This window comes from Duganella sp. AC917 (genome assembly GCF_979258245.1).
Window position 1 is genome coordinate 626,891 of sequence record NZ_OZ409848.1, and the last position, 16,722, is coordinate 643,612.

Here is a 16,722-nt window from a genome sequence, read left to right on the forward strand (position 1 = left end):
AACGCATAAATGACTACACCTATTCCACAAGAGGCGTTCAACATCGCACCGGCGTACGCCGAGGTGACGTTGATCATTGGCGCCTCGCTACTCCTGCTGGTGGACATGTTCCTGTCCGAGTCCAAGCGGTCGATCACCTACGTGCTGTCGCTGGCGATACTGGCGATTTTGGCCGGCATCACCTTCGCCGACTTCAACGCCGGCACCACCGCGTACACCTTTAACGGCATGTACGTCAACGATCCGATGGCCAATCTGCTCAAGCTGGCCACCTATGTGGCCGTGGCCCTGACCCTGGTGTATTCGCGCCAGTACGTCACGCAGCGCGGCATGATGAGCGGTAACCTGGGCGGCGAGTTCTACGTCCTGGCGCTGTTCGCCATGCTGGGGCAGATGGTCATGATCTCGGGCTCGAATTTCCTGACGATCTACCTGGGCGTCGAACTGATGTCGCTGTCGCTGTACGCGCTGGTCGCACTGCGCCGTGACAACCACAAGGCCACCGAAGCGGCGATGAAGTACTTCATCCTCGGCGCGCTGGCATCCGGTTTCCTGTTGTACGGCATCTCGATGCTGTACGGCGCAACCGGCACGCTGGAAATCAGCAAAGTGGCCGCCGCCGTTGCAGCGGGCACCATCAAGCCGGCGATCCTGGTGTTCGGTATCGTCTTCCTGGTGGCTGGCCTGGCGTTCAAACTGGGCGCCGTGCCGTTCCACATGTGGGTACCGGACGTCTACGAAGGTTCGCCAACCGCAGTGACCCTGCTGCTGGGCGGCGCACCGAAGATTGCCACCTTCGCAATCTGCATCCGCCTGCTGGTGGAAGGTTTGCTGCCGATGGCGTTCGACTGGCAGCAGATGCTGATGGTGCTGGCCGTGCTGTCGCTGGCGATCGGTAACCTGACCGCTATCGCCCAGACGAACCTGAAGCGCATGCTGGCTTATTCGACCATCGCGCAAATCGGCTTCGTGCTGCTTGGCCTGCTGGCTGGCGTGGTCGGCACCACCGACCGCACCGGCATCGCCGCCGCTTACAGCGCGTCGATGTACTACATCCTGACCTACGTGCTGACCACCGTCGGCAGCTTTGGCCTGCTGATGCTGTTGTCGCGTTCCGGCTTCGAAGCCGAAACGCTGAACGACTTCAAAGGCCTGAGCAAGCGCAGTGGCTGGTTCGCGGTCGTCATGACGATCTTGATGTTCTCGCTGGCCGGCGTGCCGCCGATGATGGGCTTTGCCGCCAAGTTCTCGGTGCTGAGCGCCGTGCTGGGTACGGGCCAGATCTGGCTGACCGTGGTCGCGGTGATGTTCTCGCTGATCGGCGCGTTCTACTACCTGCGCATCGTTAAACTGATGTGGTTCGACGAGCCGACCGATACGGCGCCTATCGTCGCCCACGGCGACATGAAGTTTGTCCTGAGCCTGAACGGCCTGGCCATCGTGGTTCTGGGCATTCTGCCAGGCCCGCTGCTGGCGATGTGCGTGAAGGCCATGCAAGCGACCCTCGCCACCTGATGGATGTATCCGTCGCAAGCTGGTTGGTGATCGCGATAGCCATCGCGGCCGCCAACCTGCCTTTTTTCAACGACAAGGTATTCGCCGCGATTCCAGCCACGTGGCGGCGCAAGCCGCTGATCGTGCGCCTGGCCGAGATGGTGGCGCTGTATCTTGTCGTTGGTTCCATCGGCTTCGCCCTGGAAGGCCACATCGGCAACCGCTTCCCCCAGACCTGGGAGTTCTACGCGATCTCCGGCTGTCTGTTCCTCGTTTTCGGCTTCCCCGGATTCATCGCGCGCTACCTGCGCAAGCGTCACGACTGATACACTAGCGGCTTCACTCAAGGAGCCGACATGTCGACACTGACAGAAACCCGCATCGACGGTGAATTGGTCTACGACGGCCATTTCCTCAAAGTCCAACGCGACACCATTGAACTCCCCGACGGCAAGCGCACCGGCCGCGAATACATCCTGCATCCCGGCGCGGTCGTGATCCTGCCGCTGCTCGACGACGGCAAGGTGCTGCTCGAGCGCCAGTACCGCTATCCGCTGCACGACGTCTTCATCGAATTCCCGGCCGGGAAAATCGATCCGGGCGAAGATCCGCTGGCCAGCGCCAAACGCGAGCTGGAAGAAGAAACCGGCTACACCGCCACCGACTGGCAATTCGTCAGCAAGATCCACAACGCCATCGCCTATTCGGACGAGCATCTTGACTTGTACCTGGCGCGCGGCCTGACCCTGGGCGAGCAAAAGCTCGACGACGGGGAATTCCTCGAACTGTTCACCGCCACCATCGACGAACTGCTGCAATGGGTACGCGAAGGTAAAGTCACCGACGTCAAAACCATCATAGGCGCGTTCTGGCTCGACAAGCTGCGGGCGGGCGACTGGAAGCTGGACTGACGTCATGAGGCTGGCGGCGCTGATCTGGTTATGCTGCGGCGTCGGCACGGCCGGTACAGCATCGGCCGCCGAACGCACACCGTTCCAGATCCGCTGCGAGGACACGATCAGCAAAACCATCTCGGTGCTGTCGACCAAGAGCAATGGCTTCACAATCAACAACCAGCTGCCGTACCGCGCGCTGACTTTGAAGACCGGCAGTATCGACGGCCGCAGCGAGACACTCGGGCTGACGGTCACCCGCGCGCAGTACGCCGCGACGATGGGCGGGCCTATCCTGCAGGACAAGGTCAGTGGCTATGAATGCGTGGCGCCGCGCGTTGAGATCAAGTTGAACTACTCGCCGGTGCTCATTTACGTCGGCAACGAGTTCGTCCCCGGCAGCTGCGGCTACAACACGATCCTCGAGCACGAGCAGCGGCACCTGAAAGCGTATATGGACAATCTGGCGCGGGTCGAAAAAGTGGTGCGTGATGCGCTGAACCGCCGCTTCGAAGGCAAGCCTCTGTACGCGCCGTCCGGCACCGCGCAATCGGCGCTGCAGCACGAGATCAACAGCCAGTGGATGCCCTTTATTCAGGCCGAATTCGACAAAGGTAAGGTGGAGCAGGCTAAAATCGACACCCCCGCAGAATACGCGCGGCTGGCGAATACCTGTAACGGCGAAATCCGTGAAATCGTCCAGCGCAGACGCAGAAGATAAAAAAGATGACAGCACAAACTCACTCACCGCGCTATTTTGCGTTGCTGCCCGCCGCCGGCGTTGGCGCGCGCATGGCGGCGGATGGCCCCAAACAATACCTGACCGTCGGCGGCAAGCCGATGCTGCGCCATGCCGTCGACGCCTTCCGCGCCAGCGATCTGGTGGCGCATACCTATGTGGTTGTCAGCGCGGCGGACGGCCAGATCGACGCCGTGCTGCCGCCGGACCTCGATGGCGTCACCGTGCTGCGCTGCGGCGGCGCGACCCGCATGGACACGGTGCTTAACGCCTTGCGCGCGCTGGACGGCATCGTCACGGACGCGGACTTGGTCATGGTGCACGACGCCGCGCGTCCCGGCCTGACGCCTGCGCTGATCGCCAGGCTGATAGAGCGCGTGGGCGACTACGCCGCCGGTGGCTTGCTCGCGTTGCCGGTGGTCGATACGGTCAAGCGCAAGGCGGGCGCCGATGTCGCCACCGTGCCGCGCGACGGCCTGTGGCTGGCGCAAACGCCGCAGATGTTCAGCTACGCGCTGCTGCTGCGGGCGTTGGGCGGCGCCCCGGACGCCAACGCGATCACCGACGACGCCAGCGCCGTCGAGATGCTGGGCATGTCGCCACGCCTGGTCGAAGGCCATCCAAGAAATTTGAAAGTCACGCTGCCGGCCGATATCCGCATCGCCGAGATGTACCTGGCCGCCGACGAATAACCAAGGAAACCACATCATGACCAAACTCCCGTTCCGCATCGGCCAGGGCTACGACTGCCACGCTCTGGTGGAAGGCCGAAAGCTGATCATCGGCGGCGTCGACATCCCGCACCACGTCGGCCTGCTGGGCCATTCGGACGCCGACGTGCTGCTGCACGCGATCACCGATTCGATCCTGGGCGCGGCCGCGCTGGGCGACATCGGCAAGCATTTTCCGGATACGGACGTGCAGTTCAAGGGCGCCGATTCGCGCACCTTGCTGAAGGAGGCCGCGCGCCGCGTGGTGGCCACCGGCTACAGCATCGGCAACGTCGATTGCACGATCATCGCCCAGCGTCCGAAGATGGCGCCGCACATCCAGGCTATGCGCGCCAACATCGCGGAGGATCTCGGCCTGGACATCGGCCAGGTCAACGTCAAGGCCAAGACCAACGAGAAGCTTGGTTACTTGGGCCGCGAAGAAGGCATCGCCGCCGAATCGATCGCGTTGCTGATCTCTTCGTAATATAACGTGAGCTGATTTTCCAATACGCCGGCTGCCGTTTTTCGCGGTACTCCCGGAAAATCGCGCAGGAATTCTTCCATGGTTTTGCCGGCCAGAAGATAGTCAAACATGCGTTTGATTGGCACAAGCGTATTCTTAAATACCGGCATTCCGCCAAGAATGTCGGGTTCCATCTGCACCAGCGGGGTCTTTGATTTCATGAACGCCAGCACCTCTGGATCAAACGGATCGGTGGGCGAAGTGCGAGGCGGGATGACCCGGCCCTTAAACCGATGGACTGGCTCGGTGAAGTAGCGCGGGTCATATTCGGGACAATCCTCGTCGATTTCGATATCGTCGTAGTTGTGAGGCATCACATCCATCCAGCTAGCGGGCTCTTCGGATGAAGTCTCGTACTTCTCGTCGACTTGCCCGTCTAAAAGAGATGATTCGTATTTCATCGTTTTGCTCCGTGTACGTAATCGAAACCACACAGTTATAGAAAGATCCAATGGCGTTGTATCGGCGTTCGCTGTATGTGACGCTCGTATCTTCTGTTGAGTAGCAATCATCCTCCAGCACAGCGGGCACATCAGCAAAATCCAGCCCGTGCTTGCGCAAGTTGCTCCTGCGTTTCGCCTCGTCCCAAGTGTAGGTAGTCATGTTCAGTGTAGTAGCTTGAAGACATCCTTCAAGCGGCACTGAATAAAAAAGCCAGGCTGCGGGGACGTCTCGCGACATCCTGCGCCCGGCTTTCTCATCGGTCCTTCGATCAGATCAATGGTGCGTGCTGATTGTCATGCTCTCGGAAAACGATCTGCTACCATGGCGGTTTTTCAGCAAGGATGATCATGGCGCGCGATATTTATGCTTACCGGCAGGTGGCGGTGCACTCGGTGCAGCGCGGCAGTGCGGTCGAGATCCATCCGGTGCCCGGACAGGCGTTTTCGCCGGAGCTGGCGGTGCAATGCTCGCGGCGGATGAGCGACACGTCCTTGTATCCGCTGGGTACGTGCTTTTTGCTGGACGCCAAGCTGACCGACCGCCAGGGCGGCACGCCGTATCTGTTCGCGTGGCATGGTGATGAGATCAAGGTGCTGTCGGCCAGGGAGACCAAAGCCTTCCTGGCCGAATTCAAACGGGGCAGAATCTAGTTAGTGCACGGCGTGCAGTTTGCCCGTGGGCTTGCCGTCGTCCTCGCCCCACTTGGCAATCACCGCCGCCATTGCCACCGCGAATACTCCGCCAACCACCATCGCGCTCGACATGCCCAGGTGATCGACCGCCACGCCGCCGACCAGCGCGCCGCTGGCCAGCGAGATCTGCGCGGTGGCGACGAACACCGCGCCGCCGCTTTCCATCGCATCGGGCGCGGCCCGGAACATCCACGTTTGCACCGAGATCGGCATCATTCCGAAGGCCAGGCCCCAGATCACGATCAAGACCGTGGCGCCCAGCAGCGACGTGCCGATCAACGGCAACGCCGCCGCCGACAAGCCCATGACCAGACCGGTGACGATCATCGACATGCGCACGCTTCGGGCCACCGTCCAGCCGCCGATCAGGTTGCCGACGAAACCGGCGGCGCCATACGTCAGCAGCAGGGCGCTGATGGTGGTCGCGTTCAGGTCGACGACCTGGCTGAGGAACGGCGTCACATAGGTATACGCGGCGAACTGGCCGATGAAGATCAGCAACGTCGCCAGCATGCCCAACCGCGCCTTTTTCACGCGCAGCAGCGCCGGCAATTGCGCGAACGTCAGCGACTGCGTGGTCGGCAGGCGTGGCAGCAGCCACATTTGCAACAGCAGCACCAGCACGGCAACGGCGCCGGCGGCATGGAAGGCCACGCGCCAGCCGACCAGTTCACCGATCAGCGCACCCGCCGGCACGCCGGCCACGGTGCCGAGCGAGATGCCGGCAAAGATGATCGACGTCGCCCGCGTCGCATATTCGGGCGGCACCAGCCGGTTGCCGAGCGCGCCGCCGATGGCCCAGAAGCCGCCGACGCCAATACCCAGCAAGGCGCGCCCGATCAGGATCACGATGAACGAATCGGACAGCGCCACCATCAGATTGGAGACGATCAGGGTGGCCGTCAGCGCCCAGATCACATAGCGGCGGTCGGTCTTGCCTACGCCAATGGTGACCAGGATGGCGGCAAACGCGGCCACCAGGCCGGGGATGGTCACCATCATGCCGGCCAGGCCTTCGGTCACCTTCAGTTCGGCAGCGATCGAAGGCAGCAGGCCGACGGGTAGAAATTCCGTGGTGACGAGCGCGAATGAGCCGACGGCGACGGACAGCACGGCCAGCCAGGCGGCGCGGGTGGGGGCGAGGGCCAGGGTGGTGACGGCGGACGCCGACGCCTCGCCAGCAGGCGGCAAAGCCTGCGCGGTGGAAGTGGATTGCATGGAATAGTCCCGGTTAGAAGTAAAAATGCTTGAGTTTTTTACTGATCGGTTCATAATGAAGGCTGGAGATCACGTTGTCAATATAATTTTTAACCGATTGGTATGAAAGAGAATACTTCCACAGTCCGCAAGACGGGCCGTCCGCGCACTTTCGATGCTGAAACCGCGCTGGACAAAGCGATGAAGGTGTTCTGGGAGAAGGGTTACGAGGGTAGCTCGCTGCCGGAACTGACCGAGGCGATGGGCATGAACCGGCCTAGCCTTTACGCCGTGTTCGGCAACAAGGAAAACCTGTTCCGCATGGCGCTCGACCGCTATGGTGCGACGCACGATCCGCTGTTTAACGCGGCGCTCAAAGAATCGACCGCGCGCGCCGTGGTCGAACATTTTTTGCGCGGCAATGCCGATGCGCAGACCGAGACCGACAAGCCGCACGGCTGTCTGGTGATCAATGGCGCGTTGGCATGCAGCGACGATGCGCTGCCGATCCGTAATTCGCTGATCGAGCGCCGGGCGGCAAGCGAGGAAAAACTGCGCGAGCGATTCGAGCGCGCCAAGGTGGACGGAGATTTGCCCGCCGACAGCTGCTCGGGGCAGATGGCGCGCTATGTGATGACAGTGTCCAACGGCATGGCGGTGCAGGCCGCAGCCGGCGCCACGCGCGAACAATTGCAGGGAGTGGTCGATCAGGTGTTGCGCGGCTGGCCGTGATGACCAAGTTCACCACGGAACCACACGCGACACGCTGACATCGCTATTCGCTGCTGCTGTCGTCGTCGTCCGGTTCGTCGGCGCCATCCTTGACGCCGCGCGCCCGCGCCGCATCCGTATCGGCCTTGAGCCTGGCCGCGTCGCCCATGAACTGATCGACGCTGCGGTCGGCGCTGCGCTTGACTTCCGGCGGTAATAATACCGACATGTAGAGTTCGTCCGACAAACGGCCTGTTCCTTGCAGGTTGGTCATCAGCATCAAGCCTACGCCGACCAGCATCATGACCGTGGCGGTGGTGGCGAACTGTCTCGTCAGATGGGGCTTGATGGTTTTCAGGTGGAAGAACAGCATGCCGCAGACGATCGCCAGCGTGACCAGGTTGCCATACCGCGTGAATCCTTCGGCCGACCACGCATACGCAATGACGCTGCTGGCTGCCCGCCAGATGCCCACCACCGCAAGACCGCTGCCCAGGATGAACAGGTGCCGGCCCATGCGCGCGTGGCTGCCGAACAGGCGGTTGGCCAGCGCCCACACACCGCTCCACAGCAAACCCGCCGCCAGGCTCGACGCGAGCACCAGCAGGTAACGGATCAAGGCGAACGGTTCGACATCGGACAGCCATGTCTCCAGACAACTGAACACGGCGATCAGCACCAGGCCGATGGTGGCCGGCGTCGCGCCTTCCCAGCTGTGCATGGTGGTGTCGGCGATTTCCGGCGGCACCGGGAAATCGGCGGCGCGGATGCGCAAGCGGGTGTGGCCGAGGCGCACGACGGTGTCGCCGCCAAGCACGACTTCGGTCTGGCGCTTGCCGCGCGCGTAGGTGCCGTTTTTGCTGCCGAGGTCGCGCAGCACCAATTTCTCGTTCGCGTCGAGGCTGACGATGGCGTGCGCGGCGGCGCTGTGGGCGTCGTCAAGAATGACGTCGTTGTCGTAGCTGCGTCCGAGCCGGATCGGCAAGGTCTCGGCCTTGTGCCTGTGCAGCACGTCGCCGTTGCGCGCGAGAATTTCCACGAAGTAGGGTGCCATCATTGCGCGCCTCCCGTGGCCGGCTTAACTGGTGGCGGGCTCTGTTTGACGGCAACATCGCTTGCCGGCTTGGCGGTCTTGCCGGCTTTGCCTTGCGACGGGCTGGTCGGCGCCAGCGATAGCGATTCGAGGAACACCCGCGACACGCGCATGCCGTTGTCATACGAAACGCCGCGCGCATCGAGGCGGCTTTGCAGGCTCATCAAGCCTTGGTCGGTGGTGGCCGTCAGCAGCGCGAAGTCGTACAGGCCGGCGAACTTGCGATAGGCCCGCACGCACAGCACGGCGCGCAGCGGCAGGTTTTTATTCTTGACGAAGTCTTCGGTGCAGTTGGGACCCGTCAGGCGGGTGTCCTTGTTGCTGCCGAAATGTTCGTTCTTGAACGAGGCGCTAGCCAGTTGCGCGAAGCGCAGCTTGTCGAGGCCGGTGCTGCGCAGGAACTGGTGGCGGATGCTGAGCTGGCCCGTTTGCAGCGAGCCGCTGACGAAGATCGCCGACTCCATCGCGCAACTGGCGTCATCGACCGTGAACGGCTTGTCGGCCTTGACGTTGGAGCGCCCCCAGCAGCGCATCTGCTCGGATTCGCGCACCGGCACCTGGTACGGTCCCATCGGTTTCAGGCTAAGCGGGCTGGACAGGAGCTGATCGACCATCGCGCGCTGATGGCTCAGCAGCTGGCCGGCCACCACCGACGTGAAGTCCGCCGGCGCCTTGCCTTGTTGCTCGACCTTGCGCAGCAGGTCCTGGGCGAAGCGGGCCGGCACCAGGAAGCTGACCAGCTCGCCATCCAGACGCTTGGAGACGTTGACGCCGGCCACCGAGCCGTCGACCGTCACGCTGGGGCCGCCGCTCATGCCGGAATTGATCGGACCGGTGAACATCAGCTGGTCGTAGAAGCTGCGCGCGATCACGCCGTTGTAGGCGCCCTCGGAAATGGCGAAGCCCAGATCGAGCGGATTGCCCATCGAGTACAGATACTGGCCCTGCGTCAGGCGCGCCAGCTGGTCCGGCATCTTGAAGAAGCCGGTGCCGTTGCGGTTGACGCGCAGCACCGCCAAATCGTGCAGCACGTCCACCGCCAGCAGTTCGACATTGCCGCGCTGGCCGCTGGTGTCGACCCATTCGCCGACGTAGGTGTCCGGATCGAGTGCGAATTGCGACACCACGTGATAGTTGGTGACAACCAGGTTGCTGGTGCCGATCAAAAAGCCGGAACCAACCGACGACTGCGTGCGGCCGCTCTTGAGCAGCGAGCGCACTTGCAGGATGTCGTTCTTGGCCGACGCATATAAATGCTGGGCCGCGCTCGATGGCGGCGGCAGCGGTGCGGTATCGGCGGCGGCAGTGGCAGTCGCGGACGGATCGGCCGGATCAGGCGCAGCGGTCGATGTCGGCGAGGTTGGCGCTGTCGGCGAAACCTGCGGCGGCACGGCTGGCGGCACTTTGCCTTTGGCCGGCGCCGTAGGGGCGGTCGTGGTTGCGGTGGAGGTCACTGCTGCGGTGGCCGCGCTGGCGGCGGCTGCGGTGGTGGGAGCCGCTAGCGCGCCAGCGCAGGCCCCGGTCAAGGCGATGGATGTGGCAAGCGCGGTAAATTTCATGCAGTCCTTAGACTTATTCTATCGTCAACCTCAGAGCGCGCCATCTTCCACGGCGGCGGGTGTCAGAGGCGTCATCATGTGGCCCAGCTTGGCGGCTTTGGTGTTCAGATAGTGCTGATTGAACGCATTGCGGTTGACGAGCAGCGGCACGCGCTCGGCCACCTCGATGCCAAGCTTGGTCATGGCATCAATCTTACGCGGATTATTGGTCATCAGGCGCAAGCTTTTAACGTCGAATTGCGCCAGCATCGGCTTGACCAGCCCATAGGTGCGCTGATCCGGTTTGAAGCCGAGTTGTTCGTTGGCCTGGACCGTGTCGGCGCCGGCCTCTTGCAGGCGATAGGCGCGGATTTTGTTGATCAGGCCGATACCGCGGCCTTCCTGGCGCAGGTACAGCAGCACGCCACGGCCTTCGGCGGCAATCTTCTTGAGCGCGCCTTCCAGCTGGGCGCCGCAATCACAGCGTTGCGAGAACAGCACGTCGCCGGTCAGGCACTCGGAGTGCACGCGCGCCAGCACCGGCTCGCCATCACCGATATCGCCCAGCACCATGGCCAGATGTTCCTTGCCGGTGGCTTTTTCGACAAACGCGTGCAGGGTGAACTGTGCCCAGGGCGTCGGCAGGGCGCACGAAGTCATATAGTCCAATTCGTCTTTTGCCGGTATTTCCGCGCTCTGCAACATAGCTATGCTCTTCAAATATTGATGATGTAATAAGTAAACAAGGCGCGCCGGGCTGTTCGAACAGACCCGGCGCGCCCTTCATCATACCAAACCTGGCGAAAATTTATTTTAGGCCAGCCTCTCGGCTCAGTTTGGCAGATCGAACACCAGCACCTCGGCGTCGGTCGCCTGGTCCAGCGTGACCAGGTTTTCCTCGGTGATCTTCAGCGCGTCGCCGCCTTTGAGGGCGGTGCCGTTGACGGTCACGTCGCCCCGGATCACGTGGACGTAGGCGGTGCGGCCGTTGCCCAGCTCGTGTTTCAGCTTGTCGCCGGCGGCCATGATGGTCGCGTAGATCGAAGCATCCTGATGCACCAGCACCGAGCCTTCGCGGCCGTCGTTCGAAGCGATCAGGCGCAGCTGGCCTTGCTTGCTCTCCGGCGTGAAGTGCTTTTCCTCGTAGCTCGGAGGGATGCCGGCCTGGCTGGGCTGGATCCAGATCTGCAGGAAATGCACCTGGTCTTTCTGCGAACCGTTGAACTCGCTGTGACGCACGCCGGTGCCGGCGCTCATGCGCTGGACGTCGCCGTAGTGCAGCACCGAGCCCGTACCCATGCTGTCTTTATGCTCCAGCGCGCCGCTCAGCACGTAGGAGATGATCTCCATGTCGCGGTGGCCGTGGGTGCCGAAGCCCTGGCCGGCTTCCACGCGGTCTTCGTTGATCACCAGCAGCGGGCCGAAACCGACGTGTTTCGGATCGTGGTAGCTGCCGAACGAGAAACTGTGGTGCGAGTTCAACCAGCCGTGATTTGCCAGACCGCGATCTTCACTTTTACGAATTTGCAACATGATGAGCTCCGTTTCTTCGATTGTTTTCAAGGTTGTGTTCAGCTGATGTGCGATAATTTTGATGGCTGATTCGCCTTTCTTTCACTATCGCCGCATCCATGAATCACAGTATAGACCTCGGCTTCCGGATTAAAAAACGGAAAATTTACCCCTCTACTATCGAAAAAATCGAATGCTCAGATTAAGCCTCGAAGCGCTGCAAATCGTCGATGCCATCGACCGGCGCGGATCGTTCTCTGCCGCCGGCAAGGAGTTGCACCGCGTGCCGTCGACCATCTCTTATACCGTCGGCAAACTGGAGGACGACCTGGGTGTCCAGGTGTTCGAGCGCAACGGCCCGCGCGTGGTGCTGACGGCGGCCGGTGTCGAGCTGCTGAAGGAGGGGCGTTACCTGCTCAAGGCGGCGCAGGATCTGGAGCACCGCGTGCGGCGGGTGGCGTCCGGCTGGGAGACCGAACTGGCGGTGGGCATGGATTCGATGTTCTCGCCGTGCATGTTCCTGGAAGACATCAACGCCTTCTACGAGGTCGCGCAGCAAACCCGGCTGCGGGTGGTGAAGGAAACGCTGTCCGGCGCCTGGGAGGCGTTGCTGGACCGCCGCGCCGACCTGCTGGTGGGCGTGGCCGGCGACGGTCCGGCGGGTGGCGGCTATGTCTCCGAGCCGATTGGCAAGGTCGAGTTCGTCTTTGCGGTGGCGCCGTCGCATCCGCTGGCGGCCATATCCGGCAGGCTCGACCGTAGCCATCTGCAGCAATACCGGGCCGTCAGCGTCGCCGATTCGGCGCGCCAACTGGCGCCGCGCACGGTCGGCCTGCTGCTGGGGCAGGACACCTTGACGGTGCCGGACATGAAGACCAAACTGCAGTTCCAGCTGGCCGGGACCGGTTTCGGCTTCCTGCCGGAGCCCTGCGCGCGCGCCGCCATCGACGCCGGCCTGCTGGTGGAAAAACAGGTCGAGGAGCCGAAACCGGCCGAAACCTTCTACCTGGCCTGGCGCAGCGGCGAGCACGGCGCCGCGCTGAATTGGTGGATCGCCCGCATGCGCGAGCCGGGTTTGTTCGAGCGCCTGTTGCGCCATTTGCCCCATCATTCGCAATCGGTTTGACGCAGAACAGGAAAGCGGCGGCCGAAAGCGGCACCCCGAAGTCACAATGTTGACCGAGGCCAACTGTTTCGGAGTACCATAGCAGCATAACTGACTGTTGTTACTGAATCATTTATGACCGCGCTGATTGCCATCCCGCCTGTTTTCCTGCACCCGCTCGCCGACCGCAACGGTCACCCCGGCGCGCTGCTGTTCGACGCCGGCGTGCTTGAGCAGCCCGACCAGCCGCCGGTGCTGCCGGACGCCATCGTCGCCGTGCTGAGCCAGGTGGCGGGCGGCAGCATGAACTGCTTCTACCGCGCCGGCCTGAGCGACGAGCTCGGCCTGTTGCTCGACCAGGCCGGCTGGAAGCCGCTGCCGGCCGAAAAGCTGCACCGTGCCGACGCCAGGCTGGCGGACACCTTGCCGCCCGGCGTCGCCTGGGTCGAGGGCGAATGGTTCCTGGCGCCGCCGTCCAAGCCGGTGGGCAGCCAGGTCGCCTCGCGCGCGCTGGCGTTGCGACTGGTGCAACTGGTCTCGGCCGACGCCGACACCCACGAGATCGAAGCGTTGCTGCGCCAGGATCCGACCTTGTCCTATCATTTGCTGCGGCTGGTCAACTCCCTGGGCATGGGCACGGGCCGCCGCGTCACCAGTTTTTCGCAGGCGATCCTGATACTGGGCCGCTCGCAACTGCGTCGCTGGCTCAACCTGATGTTGTTCTCGTCGCGCGAGAGCGACCAGCGCTCGCCGATGCTGCTGGCGCGGGTGGCAGTGCGGGCGCGGGCGATGGAATTGCTGGCGCGGGACGCGGGCCTGGGCAAGGCGCAGCAGGAGCAAGCCTTCATGGTGGGCATGTTCTCGTTGCTGGGCGTGCTGTTCGGGCTGTCGTTGGAGGAGGTGCTCAAGCCGTTGACGATGAGCGAGGCCGTGCAGCAGGCGTTGCTGGCGCACGAGGGCGGTCTGGGCGACCTGCTCGGCGTGGTGGAGGCGGCCGAGCGCAACGATCACGCCGCGCTGGCCGAACGGCTGCACGCGCTGCAACTGGACACGGACGGTTTCAACCAGGTCGCCGCCGAGGCGTATCTGTGGATGCAGACGGTGGCGTCCGGCAAGGCGGGGAAACCCCATGCTTGACGCGATCGAGCGCTGTCTGGCGCTAAGTCAGCGGGCCCGCGGCGAGCAGGGCGAGGCGCTGGCGCTCACGCTGGCCAGCCTCGACGCCGCGCTGGCCGAAGCGCGCGCGGCCATGGCGCCGTCGGTCGACGCCGATGACCACGCGGTGCTCGAACTGGACCTGACCGGCTACCTGACGGCCTGGAGTCCCGGCGCGTCGCAAATGTTCGGCTACGCGGCCGACGAGGCGCTGGGCCAGCACGTGCTGTTCCTGTACGCCGATGATGACGACGGCAACATCGCCGAACTGGGTTTCGAGAACGGCGCCGAACCCGGCGGCGAGGCGGGCGCCACCGCCGAGGTGCGGCGCCGCAAGAAGAACGGCGAGGTCATCTGCGTCAAGATGCACATCTTTCTGCGCCACGACGACAGCGGCGAAGCGGTCGGCATGCTGGTGCGGCTGGCGCGCGTGGGCGAGGCGCTGACGGCGGCCGACAAGATCAACCTGCACGCGCGCATTATTGAAGACAGCGACCAGGGCGTGCTGATCACCGACGGCAACGAGCGCATCGTCTCGATCAATTCCGCTTTCACCCGCATCACCGGCTATACGCCGGAAGAGTCGATCGGCAAGACGCCGGACCTGCTGCGCTCGGGTGTGCACGACGCCGAGTTCCGCGCCAAAGTGCGCGCGGCGATGCAGGGCGCCGGTCCGTGGCGCGGCGAGATCATCGGCAAACGCAAGAACGGCGAGCTGTTCCCGCAATCGGTGACGATCAGCGTGGTGCGCGACGGGCGCGGCAGGATCAGCCACACGTTCTCGCTGTTTTCCGACATTAGCGAGCACAAGGACGCGCAGGCGCGCATGCAGCGCATGGCCAATTACGATGCGCTGACCGGCCTGCCCAATCTGTGCCTGCTGACGCAGCTGGTCGGCCAGGCGCTGACCGAGAACCGCCGTTCGCAGGAGCACGGCGCCATGCTGGTGGTGGAGATCACCCGCGTCGGCGCCATCAGCGACACGCTCGGTAGCGACATCGGCAACGAGCTGCTGTGCGAGATCGGCCGCGTGTTCCGCGCCGTGCTGCGCGAGGCGGACGTGCTGGCGCGGCTCGACGGCCACAAGTTCGCTGTGGCGCTGCTGCACATCGAAAAACGCGAACACGCCGCCACCGTCGCGCAAAAGCTGCTGGCCGCGCTGGCCTCGCCGATCCAGGTGGCCGCCCACAGCCTGCAGGTGGGCGCCCATATCGGCATCACCGTCTACACCGAGGACGCCACCGACGTGCCGACCTTGATCCGCTACGCCGACGTCGCCATGAACAAGGCGGCGCAAAATATCGAGGCCGGTTTCCTGTTCTACAGCGAGGAGATGAACCGGCGCGCCAAGGAGCATTTGCGGCTGGAGAGCGAGCTGCGCCAGGCGCTCGTCAACGACGAGCTGTTGCTGTACTACCAGCCGAAGGTCAGTCTGCGCAGCGGACGCATCGCCGGCGCCGAGGCGCTGCTGCGCTGGCGCCATCCGGTGCGCGGGCTGGTGTCGCCGGGCGTGTTCATTCCGGTGGCCGAGGAGAGCGGGCTGATACTGGACCTCGGCACGTGGGTGCTGGAGCAGGCCTGCCGCCAGATCCGCGACTGGCGCGAGGACAACCTGATCATGCCGCCGGTGGCGGTCAACCTGTCGGCGCGGCAGTTCGACAGCCAGCTGCCGCAGCGCATCGCCGCGGTGCTGGAGCGCCACGGCGTGCAGCCGGACCAGATCAATCTGGAAATCACCGAGAGCCTGCTGGTGCGCGGCACCGACAACGTCATCGCCATTATGAACGAGCTGGTGGCGATGGGCATGTCGCTGGCGCTGGACGACTTCGGCACCGGTTATTCGAGCCTGGCCTACCTGAAGAAATTCCCCATCAGCACCTTGAAGATCGACCGCTCGTTCGTGGTCGGCTTGCCGTATGAAGAAAACGATTGCGCCATCGCGCGCGCGATCGTGACGATGGCGCAGCAACTGCGCCAGGAAATCGTCGCCGAGGGCGTAGAGACGGTCGAGCAGATGAGTTTCCTGCGCGAGCTGGGCTGCGACCAGCTGCAGGGCTACCTGTTCAGCCAGCCGGTGCCGGCGGTGGAATTCGCTGCCATGTTGCGCGAAGGCAAACGATTGGCCTTCGGCACACGCGGCTAGAAAAGCGTGTAGACCGCTGTAGCGCACCAGATACACGGGAAGTTGGCACGTTTTTAATAAAGGTGCCAAAATCGGACTGCTATTTTGGCAAGCAGGCGCACTCGATTTTCTACAGGAGACTTCTATGCAAAAACGTACTTTTCTGATGCGCGCCACGGCCGCCGTCGCCTTCGCCGGTCTGGCGCTGGGCGGATGCACCACCACCACCACCGACGCCAAGTCCGATCCGGCCGCCGTCAAGACGGAAATCGAGCGCGGCTCCTACGACACCCTGGAGCGGCTGTACAAGGAGGTCAAGGGTTCGCGCGAGCTGGTGCGCAAGGCCAATGGCGTACTGGTGTTCCCGCGCGTGCTGGCGGCGGGGCTGGTCGTGGGCGGCGAGTATGGTCGCGGCGTGCTGCGCACGGGCGGGCAGACGGCCGACTATTACAGTCTGACCTCGGTGTCGGTCGGCTTCCAGGCCGGCGCGCAGTCGAAGGCGGTGGTGCTGTTGTTTATGACCCGGGAAGCGCTGGATAAATTCCGCGCCGGCAAAGGCTGGACGGCGGGTGTGGATGGTTCGGTGGCGCTGCTCAAGGTCGGCGCCAACGGCGAAATCGACACCGCCACGGCGACCGGCCCGGTGCAGGCGCTGGTGTTGACCAACGCCGGGCTGATGGCCAACCTGAACCTGGAAGGCACCAAGGTCACCAAGCTGGCGCTGTAGGGCTGACGGGACGTCGAGGCCATGTATGCGGCGTCGGTAACGCATGCATGGCCGCGCCACCGGC

Annotated in this window: 19 protein-coding genes; 12 read left to right on the forward strand and 7 right to left on the reverse strand. The window is 63.5% G+C overall.

The window, feature by feature from the left end:
- Nucleotides 1-9: 9 nt before the first annotated feature.
- Genes nuoN through ispF form a run of 6 tightly spaced genes read left to right on the forward strand, consistent with a single transcriptional unit; the run spans nucleotide 10 to nucleotide 4,323 of the window.
- Nucleotides 10-1,515: an NADH-quinone oxidoreductase subunit NuoN gene (nuoN, locus tag ACZ0BA_RS02770; protein WP_463449828.1), complete on the forward strand. Its 1,506-nt coding sequence runs from the start codon at nucleotides 10-12 to the stop codon at nucleotides 1,513-1,515.
- Complete coding sequence (locus ACZ0BA_RS02775) at nucleotides 1,515-1,820, forward strand: DUF2818 family protein (protein ID WP_463449829.1); 306 nt, start codon at nucleotides 1,515-1,517, stop codon at nucleotides 1,818-1,820. The genes nuoN and ACZ0BA_RS02775 overlap by 1 nt, the downstream gene beginning before the upstream one ends.
- A 30-nt stretch (nucleotides 1,821-1,850) precedes the next feature.
- Nucleotides 1,851-2,405 (forward strand): NUDIX domain-containing protein, encoded by a 555-nt coding sequence (locus tag ACZ0BA_RS02780; protein ID WP_463449830.1) that lies wholly within the window; start codon nucleotides 1,851-1,853, stop codon nucleotides 2,403-2,405.
- A 4-nt stretch (nucleotides 2,406-2,409) separates the two neighbouring features.
- Nucleotides 2,410-3,108 (forward strand): hypothetical protein, encoded by a 699-nt coding sequence (locus tag ACZ0BA_RS02785; protein WP_463449831.1) that lies wholly within the window; start codon nucleotides 2,410-2,412, stop codon nucleotides 3,106-3,108.
- A 5-nt stretch (nucleotides 3,109-3,113) separates the two neighbouring features.
- Nucleotides 3,114-3,818: a 2-C-methyl-D-erythritol 4-phosphate cytidylyltransferase gene (gene ispD / locus ACZ0BA_RS02790; protein WP_463449832.1), complete on the forward strand. Its 705-nt coding sequence runs from the start codon at nucleotides 3,114-3,116 to the stop codon at nucleotides 3,816-3,818.
- Nucleotides 3,819-3,834: 16 nt separating this feature from the next.
- Nucleotides 3,835-4,323, forward strand: a complete 489-nt coding sequence (ispF, locus tag ACZ0BA_RS02795; protein ID WP_463449833.1) for a 2-C-methyl-D-erythritol 2,4-cyclodiphosphate synthase — start codon at nucleotides 3,835-3,837, stop codon at nucleotides 4,321-4,323.
- Here ispF and ACZ0BA_RS02800 read toward each other — a convergent pair.
- Together ACZ0BA_RS02800 and ACZ0BA_RS02805 are read right to left on the reverse strand one after the other, a co-directional pair.
- Nucleotides 4,263-4,763, reverse strand: coding sequence for a DUF433 domain-containing protein (locus tag ACZ0BA_RS02800; RefSeq protein ID WP_463449834.1), 501 nt, complete (start codon nucleotides 4,761-4,763; stop codon nucleotides 4,263-4,265). The two genes, ispF and ACZ0BA_RS02800, sit on opposite strands and share 61 nt — an antisense overlap.
- Entirely contained in the window at nucleotides 4,690-5,043 is a 354-nt protein-coding gene (locus ACZ0BA_RS02805) for a BrnT family toxin (protein WP_463449835.1), read from the reverse strand. Before ACZ0BA_RS02805 ends, ACZ0BA_RS02800 begins: the two co-directional genes overlap by 74 nt.
- 110 nt (nucleotides 5,044-5,153) lie before the next feature.
- On the opposite strand from ACZ0BA_RS02805, the gene ACZ0BA_RS02810 reads away from it, so the two are divergent.
- Nucleotides 5,154-5,456, forward strand: coding sequence for a hypothetical protein (locus tag ACZ0BA_RS02810; RefSeq protein WP_463449836.1), 303 nt, complete (start codon nucleotides 5,154-5,156; stop codon nucleotides 5,454-5,456).
- Here the strand turns inward: ACZ0BA_RS02810 and ACZ0BA_RS02815 are convergent, their stop codons facing one another.
- A complete protein-coding gene (locus tag ACZ0BA_RS02815) occupies nucleotides 5,457-6,716 on the reverse strand; it encodes an MFS transporter (protein ID WP_463449837.1) in 1,260 nt (419 codons plus the stop codon).
- Between the two features lie 102 nt (nucleotides 6,717-6,818).
- On the opposite strand from ACZ0BA_RS02815, the gene ACZ0BA_RS02820 reads away from it, so the two are divergent.
- The gene (locus tag ACZ0BA_RS02820) at nucleotides 6,819-7,427 is read left to right on the forward strand and encodes a TetR/AcrR family transcriptional regulator (protein ID WP_463449838.1); all 609 of its coding nucleotides are present in this window, start codon (nucleotides 6,819-6,821) and stop codon (nucleotides 7,425-7,427) included.
- A gap of 43 nt (nucleotides 7,428-7,470) precedes the next feature.
- Here ACZ0BA_RS02820 and ACZ0BA_RS02825 read toward each other — a convergent pair whose 3' ends face one another.
- The 4 genes from ACZ0BA_RS02825 to ACZ0BA_RS02840 form a co-directional block, all read right to left on the reverse strand.
- Nucleotides 7,471-8,463 (reverse strand): FHA domain-containing protein, encoded by a 993-nt coding sequence (locus ACZ0BA_RS02825; protein WP_463449839.1) that lies wholly within the window; start codon nucleotides 8,461-8,463, stop codon nucleotides 7,471-7,473.
- Nucleotides 8,460-10,058 (reverse strand): S1 family peptidase, encoded by a 1,599-nt coding sequence (locus tag ACZ0BA_RS02830; RefSeq protein ID WP_463449840.1) that lies wholly within the window; start codon nucleotides 10,056-10,058, stop codon nucleotides 8,460-8,462. Before ACZ0BA_RS02830 ends, ACZ0BA_RS02825 begins: the two co-directional genes overlap by 4 nt.
- Before the next feature lie 30 nt (nucleotides 10,059-10,088).
- Nucleotides 10,089-10,742: a GTP cyclohydrolase II gene (ribA, locus tag ACZ0BA_RS02835; protein WP_463449841.1), complete on the reverse strand. Its 654-nt coding sequence runs from the start codon at nucleotides 10,740-10,742 to the stop codon at nucleotides 10,089-10,091.
- 126 nt (nucleotides 10,743-10,868) lie between these two features.
- Nucleotides 10,869-11,570: a pirin family protein gene (locus ACZ0BA_RS02840; protein ID WP_463449842.1), complete on the reverse strand. Its 702-nt coding sequence runs from the start codon at nucleotides 11,568-11,570 to the stop codon at nucleotides 10,869-10,871.
- Nucleotides 11,571-11,742: 172 nt separating this feature from the next.
- Here ACZ0BA_RS02840 and ACZ0BA_RS02845 point away from each other — a divergent pair, with 172 nt between their 5' ends.
- The 4 genes from ACZ0BA_RS02845 (at nucleotide 11,743) to ACZ0BA_RS02860 (ending at nucleotide 16,658) form a co-directional block, all read left to right on the forward strand.
- Complete coding sequence (locus tag ACZ0BA_RS02845; protein WP_463449843.1) at nucleotides 11,743-12,675, forward strand: LysR family transcriptional regulator; 933 nt, start codon at nucleotides 11,743-11,745, stop codon at nucleotides 12,673-12,675.
- A 114-nt stretch (nucleotides 12,676-12,789) separates the two neighbouring features.
- Nucleotides 12,790-13,791, forward strand: a complete 1,002-nt coding sequence (locus ACZ0BA_RS02850) for an EAL and HDOD domain-containing protein (protein WP_463449844.1) — start codon at nucleotides 12,790-12,792, stop codon at nucleotides 13,789-13,791.
- Nucleotides 13,784-15,952: a putative bifunctional diguanylate cyclase/phosphodiesterase gene (locus ACZ0BA_RS02855; protein WP_463449845.1), complete on the forward strand. Its 2,169-nt coding sequence runs from the start codon at nucleotides 13,784-13,786 to the stop codon at nucleotides 15,950-15,952. The genes ACZ0BA_RS02850 and ACZ0BA_RS02855 overlap by 8 nt, the downstream gene beginning before the upstream one ends.
- 124 nt (nucleotides 15,953-16,076) lie before the next feature.
- Nucleotides 16,077-16,658: a BPSL1445 family SYLF domain-containing lipoprotein gene (locus ACZ0BA_RS02860; RefSeq protein ID WP_463449846.1), complete on the forward strand. Its 582-nt coding sequence runs from the start codon at nucleotides 16,077-16,079 to the stop codon at nucleotides 16,656-16,658.
- The last annotated feature ends 64 nt before the right edge of the window (nucleotides 16,659-16,722 follow it).